Raw genomic sequence first — 23,445 nt, forward strand, 5'->3', positions numbered from 1 at the left:
TTATTTTTCCTCCTTTTCCTTTCTTTTATTTTCTAAATGTCTAACTAAAATATTATCTTCTTCACTTTTTAAAAATGGTGAATGTTTTGGAACTCCTCTAGATTTGTAAATTTGTGATGATCTCTCTAATAATTCACCCTCATTATTAACACCTTCAAAAATATTTAAATGTTTATTTCATGCTTGATGAAAGGCATTTCATAATTTAATTCCTTCAGTGTATCAAATATTTTCTTTAAAACTAACTTCAGAAGCATTATCTAAATTGGGGAATGAAAGTCCTTGTCTAACTATTTCTGCTGAATAGTTTAATCAAGAATTCTCTTTATTTTTATCTTTATAAAAGATTCAACCAACTTTTCTATTGTAAGAAGTTTTAGGTTCGCTACCTTCAAAAACCAACATTACTTCACTACCTTTGGGTAATAAATTTTCTGCAAACTCAGTAGCTTTTTGTGCATATTCGTATTCTAAAGGAGTAATTTCTGTATCTTTTAATTTTTTTTCTGGTGTATCAATTCCGCTAATTCTAATTGAAAATTGTCCTTTTAATAATTCATTATCTCCAAAATCTACAATAGGAGTATCTCCATCGTTTCATCTGACTATTTTTCCAGGTATATGTTGAAAATTATTTTCAAATGCAGGTAATTTTTCACTTTCTTGTTCATATGTTTCACCACAAGAAACAAAAGCAGCTGAATAAAATAATGGAAAAACAACCAAACCGGTTGTTTTTATAAATTTTTTCATTATCTTTTAAAAGTAACTCCAAGAGCTGTTTCTAATTGTTTTAAATATTCTTCAAATGTTTCTGCTTTCCCTGGTTTTACTCTATTTGAATATGCTGAAAATGAAGCATCAATTTTATCTCTGAATTCTGAAGATCTAGAGTCTGTAGGGTCTTCGTAAATTACATACTCATCTTTATTAGCACCCTCTGTTGCAGCTTTAAATAGTTCAAAAGCTTTCTTATTAAAATTATCATAATTTGATGGAACGTCCCCTTTTAATGATTCTTTAGAAGTTATAGTATATCCTGATACAATACCAAATAATTCTAAAGCACTCACTTGTTTATAATTTGATGAAGTGTTTTCATCTTTTAAAGTGATGGTTCAATCTTCTTTTTGAGAAGAGAATCATTTAACAAAGTTTAATGTTGCTAAATTTTCTTTTTCACTTGCGTGAATACCTAATAATGAAGGCCCTTGCGCAATAGCGACTTTTTTGTTTTTATTTTCGTTAGCTTTAAAGGGAACATTTACATATCCTAATTCATTTTCTTGAAGTGAATATTCTTTTGGAACTACATATTTTCTATATCCAGTCTCTTTATCATCTTGTTTTTCAAACTTAATATCCACAAGATAATTATTGTAACCTTTAATTTGTCCGGCAGGTATAACTAAAACTTTTAATATTTTAGAATCTAGGTTACTAAAACCGGTATCACTTGAAAGTAATGCTAATTTTTCATCAGCTTGTCCGGAAGAATATTTGGATAATTTTTCTATTGCAGATTTTAGTTCAGGTGTCACTTTAAGTTTTTTTATCTTTTTATCCTTTGCATATTCAGATTCTTCATTTTCATATATGTATGTATAATTATCTTTTTCCTTAGCTGTAGTAGATTTGTATTTAGCAATGGCTCCCTTAGAAATCTCATCTGCTGTTGGTTTGTATAAATAATTTGAATACTTTGCTGAAATAGAACCTTCTATTTTTGTAGAATCGTTACCTAGAAGCGTAAAAACATAATCAACTACATCATCTTTCGTAAAGTTATGTTTATATCCCGCTGTAGAACTTACCGCAAAAACTAATTTATGATTTTTTAAACGGTTTGAAGAATAATCTGCATTTTTTTTAATAAATAATGATTTTTCATTAATTAATTTAGAAAGTTTTTCAAAAGCACTTTTGAATAATTCATATTTAGGAGAATTTGGTTTTGTTATTTCTGAATAGTCAACTGAAGTTTTATCTTTATTTAGACCAAATAAAAACTTAGTATAGTCACCTTCTACTTCTGAAAATGCCATTAAATATAATAAACTTGAAATTGAGTCTACACCAAAAACATTTTCTGCTCTATTGTTGTAATCCCCTTCTTCTGATTTAGGGAATGATTTTTTGATTCTAGAAGTTAAATCAAATAATCCATTATATGTTTGGAAAGTCTCAACTGAAAATTCATAACCACCAAATCCACCTTCTTCTTTTGTTAAAGCTACATAATCTTTTCAAATAGCTTTAACTACTTCTTCATCGCTTTTTTGTGAATCTTTTGTTTCTAGAACTTTTGCTAATTCATCAAATCAAGCTTTACTGGATTCTTTAATTGTAGCTTTTTTAGAAGATTCTAAAGAATCAGCTGTCGCCATTTTAACAATATATGCTAAAACCGGTTTATTAATTGTTAATAATTGTGTAGATCTTGCGCTAGGTATAAATCATAATGAATCTTCCTGCCCTTTTTTCTGAATTCCCGCAATTTGTTTATTATTTTCTATAAATTTTTCAGAAAAAGTATCTTTTACTCATTGACTAATTCCAATACTTTTTTCCTTTTCATTTGCTCCATTAAAATCAAGTTGCATATTATATTTAGCTAATGTACCTATTACAGAAGGGTAATTAAATGCTAAATTATATAAACTTGAAGATGCTTTCGCTTTTAATTTTTGACCTAAATCTTGAGTTAAACCATTATATCCACCATTAATAGCAAATAATTCTATTGGTAAGTATCCTTCTTGTTTAGCTTTTACTTCAGGTTTTTCATTTCATTTTTTAATAACTTCTTTTAATACTTCGGTTTGATTAGATGTCGCTGAAAATGTGTTTGCAATTTTTAGTACATTGTCATCAATTTGATCAAATTTTGTACTCGGTGCTCCACAAGAAACTAAAGTAGCAATACTCGCTGAAACAGCGGCAAAACTAGTTAAACTTAATATTTTTTTTCTTTTCATATTCTCCTCTTTTTATTATAAAAAAACCAAAACACTTGTTCTTTCATTTCTGTTAACAATTTTGTTTTAGTTTATTTAATAATTTCATAATTAATAGGTAAATTATACATTTTCTTTTTCTGTTTTTTGAAAAAAATTTAATTTATTTTATTTTAAGAATTATCATGCCTTGTTTTTCTATTTTTATTGTATTATTTTCGATTTTTGCATCTTTATTATAAATAACTTCAAATTGATTATTATTTTTAATTTTAAAGTTTTTTTCTCGAGCATCACCTAAAGAGTTTATAAAAAGATATTTTTCACTTCCATCTATAGATTGCCTTACAATTGTGTTATCAGAAGCTTCTTCTATATATTCACTAGCATTCCCTATTGTTTGTAAATTTTGCGAATACATAAAATTATGTTCTTTTCTAAAGTTTAATAAAAACTTAATTGTAGAATATACAGAATTATTGTTAGTAACTTGTTCTTCTACAAAAGGAGTATCAATAGAGAAATTAATTTTTATAATATCATTAGGATTTTTTCTTTCTTTGAATTCAACTTTTTTAGAATAATCTTTTCATTTAAAGGGTTCTCTCATTCCTGAATCACCAAATTTTTTATTTGCATGAAGCATCAATTCATCTCCGTGATAAATAATTGGAGTAGCAGGCATAACAAGTAAATAAAAATAAGCATTTTTTATGGCTTCAATATCTTTTTCTCTAAGTGGTTTATCTAAATCACCAACTTGTAAAGGTTCTTCTCCTACTGATAACCTATACGAATTTATCCATCTATCAACATCATGATTTGTTAAAAAAGGGACTCAAATAGTATTTAATTCTTCATTAATTTGTTTTAAATATTTTTTTAATTCTTCATTATCAATTGTTACAAATCAATTATTTTTTCAATGTTGGCCATCATAGACTGTGCCAAGTGCTTTTTGGTTGTCGAAACTTAAATATTCTTTAGCTGATAATGTATCATTTCACCATTCACCCATCATGAATATTTCTTGGTCTCTATTAATAGATTTTAAAGCTTCATTAGAAGCTTCCCTTAATTCGTAAAAAATTTTGCTTTCATTATAGTTATTTTTGGTTTCTCTTTCAGAGGAAAAAAATTCCACAAAAGCATCATATCTAAAACCATCTACACCTAATTTTGTTCAATAAGATTGAATATGTTTTAGTTCTTTAATTACTTCCGGATTATCTAAATTTAAATCAGGCATTCCTGCTCAAAATTTAGATGTATAGTATTTATTTGTTGCTTGTTTGTTTTTTAAATTAGGAAATAAGTTTCTTAATTCCTCTGTATCCTGATTTGTATCTGCTATTTTTGTATCGTAAAATCTATAGAAGTTTTGATACTTTTGATCACCTGAAAGAGCTTTTTGAAATCAAGGATGTTCAAAAGAAGTATGATTAAAAATTAAGTCTAAATAAACTTTTATCCCTCTTTTGTGCGCTTCTATTAAAAACTCATTAAAAGCTTCTTTACCTCCTAGTTCTTCCGCTACATCAGTATAATCTATAACATCATAGCCATGATAAGAACTGGCAGGATGAATTGGTGATAAATATAGTTGATCAATACCTAAATTACTAAAGTAATCTAAATTATTTTTTAATCCTATAAAATCCCCAATTCCATCATTGTTTCCATCAGCAAAAGCATATACTAATACTTGGTAAATTACAGAAGAAGTTTTTTCGGTTTTAGAAAAAGGCGCAATAAAACGCGCCTTTTCATCATCTTCTGAATAAGTTAATTTACCAAATTCTTTATAAAATTTTTCATCTCCTCATGCGGATGTTTCTTTTACATTTGCACAAGAAATAACACTTAATGGTGCACAAGCTAAAAACGCTTTGCTAAACCAGAAGATGTTCTTTTTCATTTTCTTTATTTTCTCCTTTAATATTTAAATAACCATAATTTTTAAAAGTTAATAAACCGTAAAATGCATTTAAAACTGAAAATAGAAAAATTAATCATCCCGCTAAATAATTTGGTGGATAAAGAATATTTTCTATATCTGTTTCATCAATTATAGGTTGGAATGAAAGTAAGAAAGAAATTGCAATTATTGAAAAAATAAATGTAACAATATTTATTTTTAAAAACATTATTCCTGTATTTTTTTCTTTTTTGTAATATGTAATTGCAATTAATGAGTTTGTTATTATCACAATTCAGCAAAGAATTGAAAATGCTCATAGCGCATATACTATTGGTAACTGTGGTAATACTTTAGAACCTTCTAAAAATTCTTTTTCGCCTTTAAAACGTGTTTTTTCTAATTCTAAATAATCAGTAATAGAATTGTAAAACAAGAAAAATAAACCAAAACACACTAAAGCAATAATTATGCTTAAAATAAAGAAAATTTTTCTATATCTAAATGTCTTAAAAAAATTCATTAATTTAATCTTTCTTCGGTTTGTTTATCAAAAATATGAATTCTTGATTGGTTAAAAGTTACTCATACATATTGATATAGTTCAAAGTCTCTATTATTTAGCACTGTTGCTACTATTTCAATAGAATCTGAAATTTTTACAACAATAGATAATTCTTTTCCTAATGATTCAATATTGAAAATTTTTCCTTTAATTGAATTTTCAGTTTCTTGTTCATGAATTAAAACATCTTCTGTTCTAAAACCGATTATTAATTCTTCTTTTGTTTTTAAGGTTTCTTTTAATTCACTAGGTAATGCTAATTTAAAGTTGGTATTTTCCAAATGAAATTCATTATTTTTGTTTGTTCCGTTTAATAGATTAATGGTTGGAGAACCGATAAATTTAGCAACGAATATATTAGCTGGTCTAAAGTAAAGATCTTTACTTGTTCCATTTTGTTGGATTTTTCCTTCGTTTAATACAACGATTTGATCACCCATTGTCATAGCTTCTAATTGATCATGTGTAACATAAATTGAAGTTGTATTTAATAATCTATGAATTGAAACTATTTCTCTACGCATAGATTCTCTTAATTTAGCATCTAAGTTAGATAGAGGTTCATCCATTAAGAAAATAGAAGGTTTTCTTACTATAGCTCTTCCTATAGCTACCCTTTGTCTTTGTCCTCCAGATAAATCTTTTGGTTTGTTATATAGATAATTATCAATTTTTAAAATTTTAGCAGCATCTTTTACTCTTCTATCAATAATATCTTTTCTCTCTTTAGCTATTTTTAAACCAAAACTCATGTTATTATAAACATTCATATGAGGATAAAGAGCATATGATTGGAAAACCATGGCAATATTTCTTTCTGAAGGAGAAAGATTATTAAATCTTTTTCCATTAAATAATAAATCACCTTTTGTTATGGAATTTAAACCTGCAATCATTCTTAATAAAGTAGTTTTACCACAACCAGAAGGTCCTAAAAAGATACAAAATTTACCTGCTTCAATTGTTAAATTAATATCTTTTAAAGTTCATTTATCATTTCCTTCATATTTTTTAGATAAATTCACTAATTCAATTTTCCCACCGGAAGATTTTTGCCCCACTTCACCAATTTCATTTAAAAATGTATCAAAATCTTTATCATATGAATTAATGTCTTCAATGTTAATATTTTCATAATTTAAATTTGAATCTTTTTTCATTTTATCCTTTCACCGCTCCTTCTGATAATCCTCCAACTATATGTCTTTGTGAAAACATAAATAATACAAATGGAGGTATAGAAGCTAATAAAGCACCAGCTGAATATGCTCCTACATTTATCTCTTTATCTTCGGTTGAAATAAATGTATCAAGTCCAACAGCTAATGTAGTTTGTTCTAAGTTTGTAATTGCAAATTTAGGTAATATAACATCGCCAAATGGGATTAAAAATGATCATAAAGATATAATTGCAATCATTGGTCTTGCCACTGGTAATAATATTTTTGTAAATAAAGTTCAATTACCACAACCATCAATTTTAGCTGAATCATCTAACTCACGAGAAATAGAATCTAAGTAACTTTTGAAAACAAAAGTATTTCCCGCAATTGCTCCACCTGAATAAATGATAGTTAATGTTACCCTTGGATCTATACCAAATGAATCTCTACCTAAAGCTACTATTATATATAAAGAAATTAATGAAGCTGTTGAAGGAATCATTTGTAATAACATAATTACCGAAAGGGAATGTTTAGAACCTGCAAATTTGAATCTAGAATACGCATATCCATTAAATGCTACAAACACTACTGTTATTAACATTGTAGATAAAGCTATTAATACTGTATTTAAATATCAATTTGTATATTTACTTCTAGGGCTTGTAAATAAATAATTAAAGTTATCAAGACCGAATTTATAAAATTCTGGAGATAAAGAAATATATTTAGGGTTAAAAGTATTAAAAGAAGCTAGTATCATTGAAACCACAGGGAATAAAATAATCAATGTTCAAACTATTAATAATATATAGTTAAAAAATAGAAAAATTCCCTCTGCAACAGTTAAAGGTTTAGAATCTGAAGTATGAATTCTGGTTTGATTATTTTTAAAAGATGAAAATTTTAGTTTTTCATGTTTTATTTTGCTTTTTAAAGAATACAAATTCATTATTTCCCCCCTTTCGCTGCACTTTTAGCAAATCCATAAGCTGCTATTGATACCGAGAATACTGATGCTAATATTACTAACGCTGATGAAAAGGCAATATTACCATCAATTTGTACAGTTGTTGTTAATTTATAAATTCAAGAAATAATTATATCTGAACCAGACTCTTGGAATACAGTTTGTTCAGAATAATTAGGACCACCATTTGAAAATAGTGAAATTATAGTAAAGTTGTTAAACATAAAAGTGAATTGACCTATTAATAAAGGTGCTAATGATGAAAGTAAAATTGGTAATGTAATGTGTTGAAATAGTTTAGAACGTTTAGCTCCATCTATTTCTCCTGCTTCATAAATATCTTTAGGTATTGACTGTAAATTACCTGTAATTAATAAGAAAATATATGAATGCCCTAATCATGTTTGAATAACAATTAGTAAAAATCTTACTCAATATATACTTCCGAAGAAGTTTATTCCATCTTTTATTATTCCTAATTTTATTAGTATGTAATTTATTAAAGAATTAGAATCTCCTTGAAAGGCTGATTTTAAGAAAATTATTGTAACAAAGGCTGGTATAGCTCATGGAATAATGTAAATTAATCTAAAGAATTTTTTAAATTTAACTTTTTCACTATTTACTAAAATTGCAAAAATGGTTCCTGTTACTATAACACTTATTGAAGTTACGAATGTTCAAATTAATGTTCAAGAAATAACTCTAGATAATGAAGTTAATAGTCCATTAGACCTAAAAATTCATCATTTTCCATATTGAGTAAATCCTACTCAATCTACAATTTGTTGAGGAGGAGTATGTTGGAATCCTGTATTTGATAAAGAAATAAATAATGAAGTCATTAAAGGAACTAGAACAATAAATGCTATTAAAAATCACCCAGGAATAGAAATTAATCAAGGGAATCCTTGTTCTGATAATCATTTTTTAGTTTGAGTTCAGTTTTGTGGTCTTAAACCTTCTTCTAATAACTTACCTTGTCTATAAGCCCCTACAGCATTAGCTATAGTAAAACTAAAGGTTAATGCTAAAAGTATTAAGGAAGCCGCTGCTCCAAACATATAAAATCTTGCATCAGGTAATATTCCTAAAGAAAAATCGTGAATAGATGCTCCTAAATCAATGATTCCCTGAATACCACCAATTTTATTTCATGTTAATCCAAATGAAAATGGAACAAATAATCCATATAAAATTAAAGAAATTAATAATAATAAAATTCCTTTTTTAATTTCTTTAAATAAGAATAATTGTGCTAAACCAGGAAGCAATAAATTTAAAAATAAACCTTTGTATTTTGCTCCCTTTTTGTTTTCCATCGGAATTTGTTTAATTGATTCTACTACTTTTGATTCATAGATTTTTTTAAATATTTTTAGTTGTGAACTTAATCTACTATATTGTGTTTTAACTACAACTTTGTGTTTTTCTTTTTCGTTATTTAATTTTAAGGACACAATACTTTCTTTTAAAAGAATTTTTTCTTCTTTTAATTTAAATAAATAAGCTTTTTTAGTAATATCTTTATTTTTATAACGAAGCTTTAATTCATTAATTTTTTTCTTATAGTTTTCTTTAATTTCTTTGATGTTATTTTTAAATTCTTGTTCATAATCCTGCGTAGGAGAATTTTTTATTTTATTTAAAATCAATTTAGATTTTTTAATCTCATCCGCGGAATAATTTAATACTTTATTTGTATCTTGTGCATATTCAAATAATGATGATGATTTACTAATTAAAAAGTCTCCATCATACGAATGATCTTTTTTGCTATTTCCTAATTTTTGTAAATATTTAGATTTAGCAAATCTTATAGCATTCGCTTTATATTTTCATCTGAAAATTAAAGGTAAATTAGATGACATGTGTATTTTAATTACATTTTTCTTTGCGTCATCTGTGTTTTTATAACTTAAATATATTTTTTTATAAAGTGAATTGAAATGATATTTTGTTAAACGTAAAATATCTTTGTTATATTCATTAGTATTGATATATTTATTTATTATTTGTTTTTTATAAAGAGAATAATAGTGCTCAATATAATTTCTTTGTTTTAATTTTAATATTTTGTTTATTACTAGTAATTTTTTATATTTGTTAAATATTTTTTCTAATTCTAAAGATAATCTTAATTCTTTTTTATAGGTATTAAAGATTTCTTTTTCCTCTAGTTTTTTAGTTTGTTTGTATTGTTTTAGTTTTTCTTCTTTTTCAATAGATAATTTTTCTATTTCTTCTTTTCTTTCTTTAACTTTATTTTTTCTTTCTATTAAATTATTTTTTAGTAAAGAAAGTTCTTCATCATATTCTTTATTATAAGAAAATTCTGCTTCTAAAATTCTTTGTTTGTAATTAGCTTTAAGATTTTTAACATCTTCTTTTAATTTACTTAAAGATGCTTTTTTAATTTCAGGAATTTCTTTTTTAATTTCTTCTTTTTGAACTAAAAGTTTAGCTTGTTTATTTTTTAATCTATTAAATAGTTTTATAACCCTTTCTTTACCCTCTGATAGATAAAATGTATCAATTTCTATTGTTTTAAAAATAGATGGGGTTTTATTTAATAATTCTTCTAATTCAACTATATCTAATTCATTCTTTTTTGTGTATTTTAAGTATTTTAAAATAATTAATAAGTAAATTTTATTTAACAACAAAATCTTTTCATCTGACTGAGCTTTATTTAAGATAGAAGTCATATTTTCTTCTTTAACGGAAGCTTCATCTGCGGTTTTTAAAAGCATTTTGTAATAATTACTTACATACTGAGCTGATTCTAGATTTTTTTTATCTATTTTTTTTATTTCGAATTGAATTAAAGAAATTAAACTATTTGCTATTTTTAATTGTTTATAAGTTTCTTTGACCACTTGCAATTGATTTTTACTAGAAATTTTTAATGTATCTAAAGATCTTTTTTCTTCATCTAATAAATTTCTTTTAGCTTTTACAAAAAGATCTTTATTAATTTTTTTCTTTAAATCTAAATTTCTTTTATCACGATCGTAAACATTTTGAACCTGATTTAAATAATTAGAATAAGATAATTTAGAATCATTGATTTTTTTATCAAACTTTTCGCCATATCAATTTCACATTTTAATTTTTTCCATCTACTTACCTCCTTTATAAAATTTTATTTTTTCATAATAATAATTTTGTCTCTTTATTCTTAAGTTAAACATAATTTTAACTATACATATTATTAACAAAGGAAAAACAAAAGATCAAATAATAACGATTGTTAATCTAATTCAATTTTCTGTTAATGATCCACTAGAAAAATAAGGAACTAATAAAATACCTATAAACAAAATAATTCAAATAATTCCAAACAAATAACCTACTCCTTGTTTTTTAGAAGTTAAAATATTTACTAAAAAAGCAATAAGTAATATGGAATTACTAATATATCCAGCATATCTTAATATTATAAAATTATTAATAGCAGTGATTCTTTCGTTTTCTAAAAAGTTATCAAAAGCTGTTGTTCCTAATATTAACCCATCTAAGAGTCAAAAAATTAACAATATATTAGAAATAGAAAGAAGAATAATTAGTAAATAAAACATTCTTCTTTCTATTTGTATTTTAGGTTTCATTATTATTTAATGTAATCTAATGCATTTGAACTATCTTGTGCTTTAGCAGTATCAGCAAATACATTACTTAATTTTTTAACTAATGATGCTTGGAATTTTTCTAATGTATCATTATTATTTTTATCTTTAGCTAAATCTTCGTAGAATTGTTGATTCCCTCAAGTTTTATCATTTCAGTTTCCTCAATAAGAACCGAATTGTGGATTACCTCTATCTAATCTTTCTTCTTGAAGTTTTAGTGTTCCGTATCCACCTTGTGTTAATGAAGTTGTTGAAGAAATAACATCAATAACTTTTTTAGCTACTGAAGATCTTCTTGATTCTAAAATAGCATCTTCTACTTCTTTTGCTGTTGCTGTACCATTTACTTCTGTTCCATCTTCTTTAGGGAATAATTGTGAAGCTTTTTGACTTTCAAATAATGTTTTATATTCACTTTGTCATTTTAATCAATCTGATTGATTAATAAAGTTATTGAAATATAATTCTGCTGCTTTATTAATTACATCATCTGAAACAGTAGTTTTAGCATATGTATTTGAGAATTCTTTTGCTTTTCTCTTCACTTCTTCTAATTTAGCTGTTCTTTTAGCTTCTTCTTTAATTTCTTCAGCGACCGCCAAGAATGCTCCTTCATCTGTCTTAGCTCCGAAAATCGCTGCTTCTATGTTTCTAACATGCGCATTATTTTCGTTAAATTGGTATTCTTTTGGTCATGATCCTGTTTTGCTTAATGTGTTTGCAACTTGTCATTGATCTCCAGCTGTACCTTTAAGTTCATCTAAATTGGTTAATCCTAATAATGCTGCTATAACATTTCTTAATGCTGCTGCTTTTTTTAGGTCTGGTAACTTATTAAATACTTCATCTGTAATATATACATATTTATCTTTTGTTTTATCTACAGTTTCAGTGTAAAGATTTGCTTCATTTAATAAATCAGTTTTATTTGTATCTTGAGATCATGATTTATCTCTACCATACACTTTTGATAAAGCTTCATTTACACCTGATAATAATTTATCGTATGCTTTGTATAAAGCATCTGCGCTTGAATATTTTGATTTTGTTAATATGCTTTGGAAGTTTGTATTTCCTGTAGCTGCATCTTGATCTGATTTAGCTTGTAATTCTTTTTGAACTTTGTTAAATAAAGGAACTTTTGTATCACCTTTAAAGTATCCATAATATGAATCTACTTTAAAAATTAATTTTAAAACTTCTCCTAAAGCTTGTTTTCTTTTATCGCTTGATCCATTATTTCTTGAATTAATTGCTCATGATCATGTACCAGGTGCTTGTTTATAATCATATTGTCCTTTTAATTTAGGCGCGTGGAAGAAGGTATTAATACCTAATTTCGCAGCATTTCCAAAGTCTCATGAACCAACAAAAGCATAATCTAATTTACCAGCTTCTAATAATTCGAAAACTGTTTTTTGAACAGCATTTTGATCATTTCTTAAAAGATTTTTTAAATCTGCTTGAGTTATACCTTTAGTATGTCATTTAGTTGATTGGAATTCTGTTTCACTTTTTAAATAAGCAGCTTCAAATACTGGTCAAATTAATTCTGCAGCTACATTAACTGCTTCTTTGAATTTTGCGTGATTTGGATCTGTAGTTATAAATCCTGAACTTCATTTATTTGTTTCAGCATTTTTATAAATAACTTTAGACATTTCATCTTTTGTTAATACTCCACCAAATACTCCGTTTCCGTATCAACCATCTTGAATTCTGAAGAACGCTTTCCCTTCTTTTACTAATTCTACCATTTCATCTGTAGCAGTATTTGATAGTTCTGTTTTTACCTCTTCTAGAGGTTTTTTAGACATAACAACTATTCCTTCTTTGTTATGTGCAAAGTTATAAAATCCTTTTGCATATTTAGGATTTCTTGAACTAAAGTAACCAAAATCAGAAACTTGTTTTTTCTCTTCATCTGAAGCTTGAACTACGTTAAAAATTTCTTCTTTTAGTTTATCATCTCAAACAGCAATTGCTTTTTTAGCTAATAAGTCAGTAATTCTATCGTTTGGAGCGTAAATTAAATCTGGAGCATTTTTATCTGTTGCACCAATTTGAGTAATAACATCGATGGCACCAAAGACGTCTTTCTCAACAGTTTTAATTCTGTATCCTTCTTTATATAATTCTGTTTTTTCAAATTCAGCTTTAACAGCATTTCAAAATTGAGTTTGTTTCCCTTCTTGTGCAACAATAATTTCTTTAGAACCAGCAAATTCATTTGTTCCAGCAGGCGATCCACAAGAAATTAATGCAGCTAAAGGAGATGCAAAAACTGTTAATCCTAATATTTTTTTAAACTTTTTCATAAATATTCCTTCTTTTTAATTGAAATTTATTCAAAAACAATTTCGTTATATTTTAAACAAGCGAAAGAAACTAATATATTAAACGGAGATAAAACAAATAATATTAAAAATGTTATTTCTAAATAAACTAATAAATGCCCTTGCTCTGTTTTGGGTAAAATAATAAATAATATTATAGAGTATAGAATGTTAGCTAAAAAAATAAAAACAAAAATAGCAATAATTAATCTAAATTCTGTTTTGTTTAATAAATTAAAAAATTTATCAGCAATGGTTTTATTATTATCAAATATAAATAACACTATTAATAAAATTAAATTTACACTAAAAATTATTGCTGAAAACAATGAATATAAATGTTCAATAACTTTAGGTAAATATTTTCTCCTAATAGGGGGTTTTCCTAATATAAAATCTTTCATCTTTTTTTATTTCTATCATATTTTGATGCAAGTAAATTAAAACTTACTTAATAATTATAATATAAAACATTTTTTTATTTGTTCATGTTTTATTAATTTTTATGAATTTTTAAGTATAATTTGTGATTTTTTGCCTATTTATAGGCATTTTTGCTTGATATAAAAAGAATATATATCAAGCAAAAATATTTGGATATATAGTGCTTTTTTTAGAAAAAGAATCTTTCGATTTTTTGTAAAAAAAATAAATTTGTTCAATTTTATTAAACTTAAGTAATGATTTTATTTTTTTAAAATATATTTATTAAAAATAATATAATTATGAAAAATAATAAATAGAAGGACTAAAATGAAAAAAGGAACATATAAAATTATCTTGGAAGCAATAAAACAACACGACAATATTTTTATTTTTCACCATATTAGACCTGATGGAGATTGTTTAGGTTCACAATTCGGTTTAAAAGAACTTATACAAGAAAATTTTCCTGACAAAAAAGTTTTTTGTATAGGTGATTCTAAGGGGATATTGTCTTTTTTAGAATTTAATCATTTTAATGAAGAACAATTAAAAGATAAAGATTTTAATAATTCTTTAGGAATTGTTGTGGATGCTTCTAGTTCAGATCGACTTGAAAAAAAAGAAATTATTTTATCCAATAAAATAACACATATGGCTAGAATTGATCATCATCCTAATGGCGCAGATATAGAATATAAATATAATTGAATTGACTCTTCTTATAGTGCAGCAGCCGAAATGGTGGCTTATTTTGCTATGAAGGCAAAACTAAAAATTAGCGAAAAAGCTGCTCAATACATTTATACAGGTATTTATACAGATTCTGGCAGATTTTACTATAGTAATACAAGTAAAAGAACTTTTTTAGTTACACATAACTTAATTAATAAATCAAATTTAGATATTCATTTTATCCACAGTTCTCTTTCAGGAAGAACTATAAAAGAAATTAAATTTCAAGGTCTTGTACTTTCTGAATTTAAGTCTCAGGATAAAGTTATTTGATTTCATGTAACTAAAAAAATTCAAGAAAAACTAAATTTAGAATACGAAGAAGCTAACCAAGTGAATATTCTTTCTAATATTGAAGATAATAGAATTTGAATCTTCTTTATTGATCAACCTGATGGAACTGTAAGAGTTAGATTAAGATCTAATGGACCTAAAGTAAATACTATAGCAAGACAATATAATGGCGGGGGGCACGATAATGCTTCTGGAGCTATTATCAAAAGAAAAAATAAAATTCAAGAAATAATTGAAAAATCAATAGAACTTGTAAAGGAATATGAATCTAATGAAAATAGGTAATATTAAAGATATTATTAAAGAAATAGAAAATCATGAAAATATAGTAATTTTTCACCATATTAGGCCTGATGGAGATTGTTTAGGTTCACAATTCGGTTTGAAGGAACTTATACAAGAAAATTTTCCCAATAAAGTTGTTAAAACTGTAGGAGATTCTAAAGGAATATTATCTTTCTTAAAATTTGAGTTTGAAAATGATCTAAATGATGATTTTTTAAAAAAATCTTTAGCAATAGTAGTTGATGCTAATTTTAAAGAAAGAATTGAGAAAAGAGAATTATTAGATAAGAATTTATTTAAAAGCGTTATTAGAATTGATCATCATCCTAACGATGATGACTTGAATGCAAAATTCAAATGAGTTGACTCTAGTTATATTGCTGCCGCAGAACAAATTGCTAATTTAGCAGTAGAAGCAAACTGAACTATTAATAAAAAAGCAGCAGAATATATTTATACAGGTATTTATACAGATTCAGGAAGATTTCTTTTTTCAAACACAACTTCTAGAACTTTAAAATTAGCTGCTAAACTTTGAGAAACTAAAATTGATGTAGATTATTTACATACAAATTTAAATAAAAGTAGTGAAAAAGACATAAAATTTCAATCTTTTGTTCTAAGTAATTTTAAAACCTTTAAAAACGTTATTTACTATTCCATAGATTTAGAAACTCAACAAAAATATAATATGAATCCAGCAAGTTCTACTAGACCTAATTTATTATCAAATATTGATAATTATAGAATTTGATTATCATTTACACAAGAAGAAACAAATAAATGAAGAGTTGAATTTAGATCTAATGGACCTATCATTAGAAATGTAGCACTAAAATGAGGTGGTGGTGGTCACGAGAGAGCTTCGGGTGCTATAATTTCAAATCCACAAGATATTCAAAAAATTGTTGAAGATTGCCAAAAAGAATATGAAATTTGAAAAAATAATTAATATTTATGCATTTTAATGATTATTTTATTAATACAAAATTAAAAAAATAATATAATTATATTATTAAAAAATGGAGGAAACTTATGAAAATTATATCAATTGGAGCAAATCACGCTGGTACTTCTTTTTTAAGAACAATGAAAAAAGTATCTCCAGATGCTCAATTAGTAGCTTACGATAGAAATACAGATATTTCATTTTTAGGATGTGGAATTGCTCTGTGAGTTGGGGGGGAATTTTCAAATCCTGATGGATTATTTTACTCAAGTGTAGAAGAATTACAAAACATGGGAATAGACGTTAAAATTTCTCATGAAGTCATTGAAGTTAATAGACAAGAAAAATATGTTGTTGTTAAAAACTTAAACACAGGGGAAACCTTTAAAGATTCATATGACAAACTTGTTTATGCAGGAGGTACATGACCAATTATTCCTCCTTTTGAAAATGTAAACTTAGAAAATATTTTAGTTTCAAAAATATTTGCTCATGCAAAAGAAATAAAAGCAAAAGCAGAAGATAAATCAGTAAAAAATGTTGTAGTTATTGGTGCTGGTTATATAGGTATAGAGTTAGTTGAAGCTTTCCACAAATATGGTAAAAAAGTTACTTTAATTGACATGCAAGATAGAATTATTCCAAATTATTTCGATGAAGAATTTACTAAAAAAATGGAATTCGAAATGGAACACCATGGAATAAACATGAAACTTGGTGAAAAAGTTCAAAAATTTGAAACACAAGATGGTAAAACAGTTTCAGCTGTTGTAACAGATAAAGGTACTTATGAAGCTGATTTAGTTATTTTAGCTATTGGATTTAAACCAAATACTGAATTAATAACAGATGTAGAAAAAACAGCTAATGGTGCTATTAAGGTTGATCAATTCCAAAGATCATTAAGCGATGAAAATCTTTATGTAATTGGAGATTCGGCTTCTATGATTAATAGTGCTACAAAAGAATATGCACATATTGCTTTAGCAACAAACGCAGTTAAAACAGGTATTGTTGCAGCTTTCCACTTAGCAGGTAACGAAGGAATTCCTTTCCCAGGATATTCAGGAACAAATGCAATAAATGTATTTAACTTTAACTATGCTTCTACTGGTTTAACTGAAGTAGTCGCTTCTAAAACAGAAGGAATAAAAGAATCATATGCTGTAGAATATTTTGAAGATAATGATAGACCAGAATTTATGAAACATCACTATCCAGTATGATTCAAAATAACATATGATAAAAATACTTTAAGATTATTAGGTGCTCAAATTGGTTCACAAGGTAGAGCGGCAAACCATACAGAAGTTATGTATATGTTATCATTAGCAATTCAACAAGGATTAACATTACCACAAATCGCTTTAATGGATTACTACTTCTTACCACACTTTAATAAACCATTTAACTTTATAATTCAAACCATTTTAAATACATTAAATTTAAACTATAAAAAATAGTTAATAAAAACTATAGAATAGATCATTGATCAAATATCTATAGTTTCCCTGAATGCAAAATCAAGTGCACCACTATAATGTAAAATTAAAAAGTGGTTGCACTTGATTTTTTAAATAAAAAAACTACCTCATAAAAATTTAAGACAACATACTTTTTATTGAAAGGACCATATGAATTATAATACAACAAAGCATTATTCCCATTTAAATGCTGAAAAAGATTTTTAATAGAGAAATTGTTTTATAAAAATATTCAATTAGACAAATTGCTAATTTTCTTAATATCAATCATTCAACAGTGTCAAGAGAATTGAAAAGAAATTCAAATTTTTACGGATTTTACGATCATTTGATAGCAAATGAAAAAGCTAAAATAAGACATAAACATAAAAGATTGTTTTTCTTTTCTCAAATGGATGATTATAAAGAATTTAGTAAACTTATTAAAGACAATTTTAACAAAGCAACATGCGGAATAAAAATGACTTACAACTTAATAAAAGAAGGAGTCAAAAACATTAAAATCCCTTCACTAAGGACTGTTTTTAATTGGATTAATACAGGAAAATGAGTATTAACTAATAAAGATAGATTAAGAAAGCACTATACAAAAGGCGGAAAAAGAAAAATAATGTTATTGAAAGACTTGTACAATCAAATTATGTTTTTCCTATTTGAGCTAGACCAAAACATATTGATTTAAGAGAAACATTTGGGCATTGAGAGGGTGATTTAGTTATAGGTAAAAATCCGCAGGGCATTCTAGTCTTTTAACTTTAGTTGAGAGAAAAAGCAGATTAGGAATAATTGTGAAAGTATCAAGTAAAAATCCTTTTTACATTAATAAAGTGCTTTATGAAAGAATAAATACACTAGAATTACCTGTTGAAAGTATTACTTTTGATAATGGAATTGAATTTAATGCGGTTGGAATATTAGCGAAAAAATTAGGAATTAAAATTTATAAAGCCGATAAATACGCTTCTTTTCAAAGAGGAACCAATGAAAATTTTAACGGAATTGTAAGAAGGGTTTATAAGAAAGGAACTGACTTTAATAAAGTTTCTAGAGAAGAAATATTAAATCTTGAAAAAGAATAAATTTTATGAATAGAGACATACTAGAAGGAAAATGCGCTTTGACGTATATGAAGAAGAAATAGAAAAATTAAACAAATATTAATTAAAACTATTAAAAATTACGAGATTATTACAAGAAAATAATGAAAGGGTCGAAAAATTTCGCCCCATAATTTTTATTAACTTCATTAATAAAAACCGCTTTACAAGCGGAATTAAAAGAAGGGGATATCCCCCTTCACCCCTTAATAGTAAGTAGGGGTATAAAATATTATAAATTGTAGTACAATGTTTTTATAATAAAAACTACTGGTGCACTTCAATTTGCATTTTAGGACTATAGAATAGATCATTGATCAAATATCTATAGTTTTTTTTATTCTGCAATTTTAATTATTCTTTATTAGTTAAAAGTTATATAATTAAAAAATGAAAAATAATTTGCAAACGAAAAAAAGTCAAGAATTAGATTTATCTTTTGATTTAGAAATATTAAAACACGAGAATAGAATTATTGATATAAAAATAAAAGGAATTATAAGAAATATTAAATTCAACTCAAATTATTTTAATTGATTTATAGAGGATCTATTATTTTTATTAGATAACAATGGATATCAAAAAAGATGAGATTATGGACAAATTAACATCCAAGGAATAAAAAATTTAAATTTAAACGAACAAGAACAAGAGCTATTCATTAAAGAATGTAAAACTATAACTAATTTTGATTTATTAATTAAGGAGGAATAAATGAAAATTTATATCAGTAAAAACTACTCACCATTTTTTAATTTAGTATTAGAAGAGATAATGGCTAAAGATGAGAATAATAATGAAGATATTATTTTCATCTATCAACATTCTAATGCAATAATTATTGGGAGAAACCAAAATGCATTTAAAGAAGTAAAACTAGATATACTAAAAGAAGAAAAAATCGAACTATACAGAAGGTTATCAGGGGGTGGCGCTGTTTTTCACGATTTAGGTAACATTAATTTTTCTTTTATAACAAAAAAAGATGAAATGGGATATCAAAAATTTTTAAAACCAGTTTTAGAATTTTTAAAAACTTTAAATTTAAATGCTGAATTTAAAGGAAGAAATGACTTAATGATAAATGGTGCTAAATTTTCTGGTAATGCTCAATTTATACACAAAGATAAAATAGTTCATCACGGAACAATGCTTTTTGATGCAAATTTAAGTAAACTTGCAAAAGTTTTAAATCCAAGCAAATTAAAAATTCAGTCAAAAGGAATTGAAAGCATTAGACAAAGAGTAACTAATTTAATCAATGAATTAGAAACCAAAATAACAGTAGATGAATTTATTAATAAATTTGCTATATTTTTAGAACAAAAATATGATGCTAAAATATTAGAAATTCCAAATCAATATATCAACGAAATTGAAAAACTCGCAACTTTAAGATCATCTGAAGATTGAATTTTTGGAAAGAATCCTGAATTTTCTATTTTTAATGAAGAGAAAACAGCGGGAGGAATTTTACAAATAAGTAGCGAGATAAAAGAAAATAAAATTCAAAATATAAAATTTGAAGGCGACTTTTTAAGTAAATTAAATACTGGAGAAATTTCAAACTTATTAATAGGACATAATTTCAACAAAGAATCAGTAGAATATGTTTTACAATCTATTAAAAATATTAATGACTATTTCGGAAATATAACTATAGAAGAAATTCTTAAAGTAATGTTTGGATAATAATGGAAAAGAAAAAGATAAATTTATTAAATGAAGAAATTATATATGTAGAAGAAAATACCGGAAAGCCAAAAGTTTTATTTTTACACGGTTTTAATTCTTCATATAATTTTGCAAATCAAGTTTATAGATTAGAAAATAGAAATTATGATATTGTTGCCTTTGATTTTCCGGGATGTGGTGAGAGTTCTAATAATAATGAAATTTCAGTTGAACTTTACCAAAAAATTTCTGAAGAATTCATTAAACAAACTAATATAAACTTTGATCTTGTTATTGGCCATTCTTTAGGAGGGGCAAGTGCTCTTTATTTATTGAATAAAAATTATGTTAAAAAAGCCTTATTAGCGGCTCCGATAAATTATAATATCTTAAATACAATAGCCAAAGAAACTATAAATCAATCCATCGAAAGATTACAGAAATGACTATTGCCTTCTAACATAGAAGATGCAACTGATAGTAGTAATAATTTAGTTTATAAAGAAAAAAATAATTACAAAAAAAATATTTCTAAAATAGCTAGTGTATTTTTAAAATTAAGTCAAAACAAAGAAAAATATTTTGCAAAAATTGTTAGACATCAAATAATTAATCCTGAATTTTTAAAAAAAGAAATCAAAAATCTTTATAAAGAAAATAAAGATTATGAATTTATAACTGGCATTAATGATCTTTTTGTACCATTTTTATCAGTAGCAAAAATCGCTAATGAATATAATAAAAATATTATTGGTATTAAAGACTGTGGACATGCTCTATTTTTTGAAAAACCTCAAGAAATTAATGATAAGATCAATTCTCTTGTATATCAATTAAATGAATAAAATTAGTCAAAAACAAAACCTCTTTTTAAAAAGAGGTTATTTTTTATTTAAATATTCTTCTAGTTGTTCTGGAGTTCCTAATGAAATATAATTTTTAGTTTCTATGTTCATTCAACCTATTTTTTCTTTTTTCTCAATCATTAAGTTATAAATATTAGAAAGATAAAATTCATTCTTTGTCTTTTGATCGTAAATATGAAGCGATATACAATAATCTATAAATTTTTTTCCTGATTTAAAAAAATATAAACCAGATATTGCTTGATCAGAAACTACTTCTTTTTCTTTGGTTTCTAATACTAAATTATTTTTATATTTTATGTAAGAAAATTTTGCTGAAGAAGAATTAAAGGTAGAAACTGCAGCATCAAATTTTTGAGCAATTGAGAAATCTAAAAATTTTTGTGCAGCCTTTTCTAAATAAAAATTATCAACATCCGCAAATATAACTGGTTTTTTATTATTAATTTGTTTTCATATAAATAAAGCTGTAGATGCAGCTCCTGCTGTCATTTTATCTGTAGTAAAAATCTTTATTTTGTATTTTTTAGAAACTTCTTTTATTTCATCTTTATATAAAGATAAAAATTCTTTTTTCATTACAAGAATGAAAGAATTATTTTTATGAAATGATTCTAATGTTAATTCTAAAAAAGTTTTATTATCAACTTTAATAAATGGTTTGTCTGTAGTGTAGCCTTTTTCTTTAAAACGACTACCATTACCAGCCATCAATATAACAATTTGTGCTCTATCTTTTTTTTGCATATTTCATTAAATACTCTTCTGAAATTTTATCTCAACCATCAAAATGAACTGAACGATCACAAATTGTTATATCGCCATTTGGTTTACCAAAAAATATTTCATCATATTCTATTCCATTATCTCTTAATCATTCTAAAGTTACAAGTCCAACATTTTTCATAACTTTTCCTATGTTATGATCTTGTGTTTGCATATTTCTAGCAGTATTAATTACTATTGTATGCCCTTTTTCTTTCATCTCTTTAATAAATTCTTTAGCTCCCGGTAAAACTTTTACTTCAGAATAACTTTGATTATCTTTTTTAATTTCACAAATAGTGCCGTCTAAATCAATAACTATTCTCATTCGTCTCCCTTTTCTATTAATTCATTAAAAATTTCTAAAGATTTTAAATAAAATATTTTTTGGTGTATTAAAGATTCTTTATGTAACGGAATCATAGTCAAAAATAGTAAACCTTCTATTAACCTAATATTATCAAAAGAAATATTAAATTTTTCAATCATATTTTTTTTGAAATGATTCATTATTTCTTTGTTTTGTTTTTCGTCTAAAAATGTATTTTCCTTTAAAGAAAAATTATTTTTATCTTCTATAAATTCAAAATTATTATTAACGATTCAATCGTATTTCCCTATAACGCTATGACTTAACTTAGCTAAATCATATCTAATGTCACCTATTATATCCCTATAATAGCTAAAACGCCCTCTAGGATCAACTAATTTTATTTTATTCTCTTTTTCATCAAATAAAATATTTCCAAAGAAAAAATCACCATGGACTACAGAAGTTATTTCACTATTTAATAACTTTTCTTCAATTAAATTTAAAACTTTTTGTTTTATTTGGAAAAATGGTTTGATTTTTTTAGAATTAAATATTATTTCTTTTTCTAAATCTATTAATTCTTCTTCTTTGATATTTTTTATTCTATCATGAGTTTTTGTTAGATATATGAATTCTGAAAATTTTTCATTATTTTTTTTAAATTCTGTATTTTTAAAATCTAATAAAACATTAAATAAAGTGTCTAAAATATTTATATAATTTTTTAAACTAGAATTATTTTCTAAAAATGTGTAAATATTTGATCAGGGAACATAATCCATAAGTATATAACTAGATTCTTGAGTTTCATTATATGAATAAACTTTAGGAGTATATTTTGATAAATTTGAAGGTAATTTAGTAAATCAATAATATTCATCAAGTATTTTATTTTTTTCTGAAGATGTTTTTTTAACTAAATTATCAATTTGTTCAATGCTATTAAAATACCTAGTTAAAAATTTACTATTATTTTTCTTGTTTTTCATATTGTATACTTTACTTTTCTTTATCTTTAA

The 23,445-nt window shown here is 25.2% G+C and carries 19 protein-coding genes and 1 pseudogene; 7 read left to right on the forward strand and 13 right to left on the reverse strand.

The window, feature by feature from the left end; translation table 4 throughout:
• The 10 genes from NX772_RS03805 to NX772_RS03850 all read right to left on the reverse strand — a co-directional run bounded on the left by NX772_RS03805 (window position 1) and on the right by NX772_RS03850 (window position 13,945).
• A complete protein-coding gene (locus tag NX772_RS03805; RefSeq protein WP_051542218.1) occupies window positions 1-753 on the reverse strand; it encodes a thermonuclease family protein in 753 nt (250 codons plus the stop codon).
• On the reverse strand, window positions 753-2,978 hold the full coding sequence (locus tag NX772_RS03810) for a P68 family surface lipoprotein (protein ID WP_259429371.1): 2,226 nt from the start codon (window positions 2,976-2,978) through the stop codon (window positions 753-755). The genes NX772_RS03805 and NX772_RS03810 overlap by 1 nt, the downstream gene beginning before the upstream one ends.
• Before the next feature lie 142 nt (window positions 2,979-3,120).
• Window positions 3,121-4,875: an alpha-amylase family glycosyl hydrolase gene (locus NX772_RS03815; protein ID WP_051542220.1), complete on the reverse strand. Its 1,755-nt coding sequence runs from the start codon at window positions 4,873-4,875 to the stop codon at window positions 3,121-3,123.
• Window positions 4,850-5,398: a hypothetical protein gene (locus tag NX772_RS03820; protein ID WP_027123607.1), complete on the reverse strand. Its 549-nt coding sequence runs from the start codon at window positions 5,396-5,398 to the stop codon at window positions 4,850-4,852. Before NX772_RS03820 ends, NX772_RS03815 begins: the two co-directional genes overlap by 26 nt.
• Window positions 5,398-6,600: an ABC transporter ATP-binding protein gene (locus NX772_RS03825; RefSeq protein WP_027123608.1), complete on the reverse strand. Its 1,203-nt coding sequence runs from the start codon at window positions 6,598-6,600 to the stop codon at window positions 5,398-5,400. Before NX772_RS03825 ends, NX772_RS03820 begins: the two co-directional genes overlap by 1 nt.
• A gap of 1 nt (window position 6,601) precedes the next feature.
• The gene (locus tag NX772_RS03830; protein ID WP_027123609.1) at window positions 6,602-7,555 is read right to left on the reverse strand and encodes a sugar ABC transporter permease; all 954 of its coding nucleotides are present in this window, start codon (window positions 7,553-7,555) and stop codon (window positions 6,602-6,604) included.
• Window positions 7,555-10,695: an ABC transporter permease subunit gene (locus NX772_RS03835; protein WP_027123610.1), complete on the reverse strand. Its 3,141-nt coding sequence runs from the start codon at window positions 10,693-10,695 to the stop codon at window positions 7,555-7,557. Before NX772_RS03835 ends, NX772_RS03830 begins: the two co-directional genes overlap by 1 nt.
• Window positions 10,696-11,184 carry a hypothetical protein gene (locus NX772_RS03840; RefSeq protein ID WP_027123611.1) on the reverse strand — a complete coding sequence of 163 codons (489 nt, stop codon included), beginning with the start codon at window positions 11,182-11,184 and terminating at the stop codon, window positions 10,696-10,698.
• A 2-nt stretch (window positions 11,185-11,186) separates the two neighbouring features.
• Window positions 11,187-13,523, reverse strand: coding sequence for a type 2 periplasmic-binding domain-containing protein (locus NX772_RS03845; RefSeq protein WP_027123612.1), 2,337 nt, complete (start codon window positions 13,521-13,523; stop codon window positions 11,187-11,189).
• Window positions 13,524-13,549: 26 nt separating this feature from the next.
• Entirely contained in the window at window positions 13,550-13,945 is a 396-nt protein-coding gene (locus NX772_RS03850; RefSeq protein ID WP_259429372.1) for a hypothetical protein, read from the reverse strand.
• Window positions 13,946-14,294: 349 nt separating this feature from the next.
• Here NX772_RS03850 and NX772_RS03855 point away from each other — a divergent pair, with 349 nt between their 5' ends.
• The 7 genes and pseudogenes from NX772_RS03855 to NX772_RS03890 all read left to right on the forward strand — a co-directional run bounded on the left by NX772_RS03855 (window position 14,295) and on the right by NX772_RS03890 (window position 21,327).
• The gene (locus tag NX772_RS03855; protein WP_027123613.1) at window positions 14,295-15,278 is read left to right on the forward strand and encodes a bifunctional oligoribonuclease/PAP phosphatase NrnA; all 984 of its coding nucleotides are present in this window, start codon (window positions 14,295-14,297) and stop codon (window positions 15,276-15,278) included.
• The gene (locus tag NX772_RS03860; protein ID WP_027123614.1) at window positions 15,265-16,230 is read left to right on the forward strand and encodes a bifunctional oligoribonuclease/PAP phosphatase NrnA; all 966 of its coding nucleotides are present in this window, start codon (window positions 15,265-15,267) and stop codon (window positions 16,228-16,230) included. Before NX772_RS03855 ends, NX772_RS03860 begins: the two co-directional genes overlap by 14 nt.
• An 83-nt stretch (window positions 16,231-16,313) precedes the next feature.
• On the forward strand, window positions 16,314-17,690 hold the full coding sequence (locus NX772_RS03865; RefSeq protein ID WP_027123615.1) for an FAD-dependent oxidoreductase: 1,377 nt from the start codon (window positions 16,314-16,316) through the stop codon (window positions 17,688-17,690).
• A 171-nt stretch (window positions 17,691-17,861) separates the two neighbouring features.
• Window positions 17,862-18,852: pseudogene (locus NX772_RS04055) on the forward strand (IS30 family transposase).
• 346 nt (window positions 18,853-19,198) lie between these two features.
• Window positions 19,199-19,522 (forward strand): hypothetical protein, encoded by a 324-nt coding sequence (locus tag NX772_RS03880; RefSeq protein WP_027123616.1) that lies wholly within the window; start codon window positions 19,199-19,201, stop codon window positions 19,520-19,522.
• The gene (locus tag NX772_RS03885; protein WP_027123617.1) at window positions 19,523-20,500 is read left to right on the forward strand and encodes a lipoate--protein ligase; all 978 of its coding nucleotides are present in this window, start codon (window positions 19,523-19,525) and stop codon (window positions 20,498-20,500) included.
• A gap of 2 nt (window positions 20,501-20,502) precedes the next feature.
• The gene (locus NX772_RS03890; RefSeq protein ID WP_036450380.1) at window positions 20,503-21,327 is read left to right on the forward strand and encodes an alpha/beta fold hydrolase; all 825 of its coding nucleotides are present in this window, start codon (window positions 20,503-20,505) and stop codon (window positions 21,325-21,327) included.
• Between the two features lie 36 nt (window positions 21,328-21,363).
• On the opposite strand, the gene NX772_RS03895 is transcribed toward NX772_RS03890, so the two are convergent.
• The 3 genes from NX772_RS03895 to NX772_RS03905 are packed head-to-tail and all read right to left on the reverse strand — an operon-like array spanning window position 21,364 to window position 23,415.
• Window positions 21,364-22,095, reverse strand: coding sequence for a sugar phosphate nucleotidyltransferase (locus NX772_RS03895; protein WP_027123619.1), 732 nt, complete (start codon window positions 22,093-22,095; stop codon window positions 21,364-21,366).
• The gene (locus tag NX772_RS03900) at window positions 22,079-22,441 is read right to left on the reverse strand and encodes an NIF family HAD-type phosphatase (RefSeq protein ID WP_027123620.1); all 363 of its coding nucleotides are present in this window, start codon (window positions 22,439-22,441) and stop codon (window positions 22,079-22,081) included. The genes NX772_RS03895 and NX772_RS03900 overlap by 17 nt, the downstream gene beginning before the upstream one ends.
• On the reverse strand, window positions 22,432-23,415 hold the full coding sequence (locus NX772_RS03905; RefSeq protein ID WP_027123621.1) for a phosphotransferase: 984 nt from the start codon (window positions 23,413-23,415) through the stop codon (window positions 22,432-22,434). Before NX772_RS03905 ends, NX772_RS03900 begins: the two co-directional genes overlap by 10 nt.
• Window positions 23,416-23,445 lie beyond the last annotated feature (30 nt).

Origin of the sequence: Mesomycoplasma molare, assembly GCF_024918955.1 — a bacterium.
In the GTDB taxonomy this organism is placed as follows: domain Bacteria; phylum Bacillota_I; class Bacilli_A; order Mycoplasmatales; family Metamycoplasmataceae; genus Mesomycoplasma_A; species Mesomycoplasma_A molare.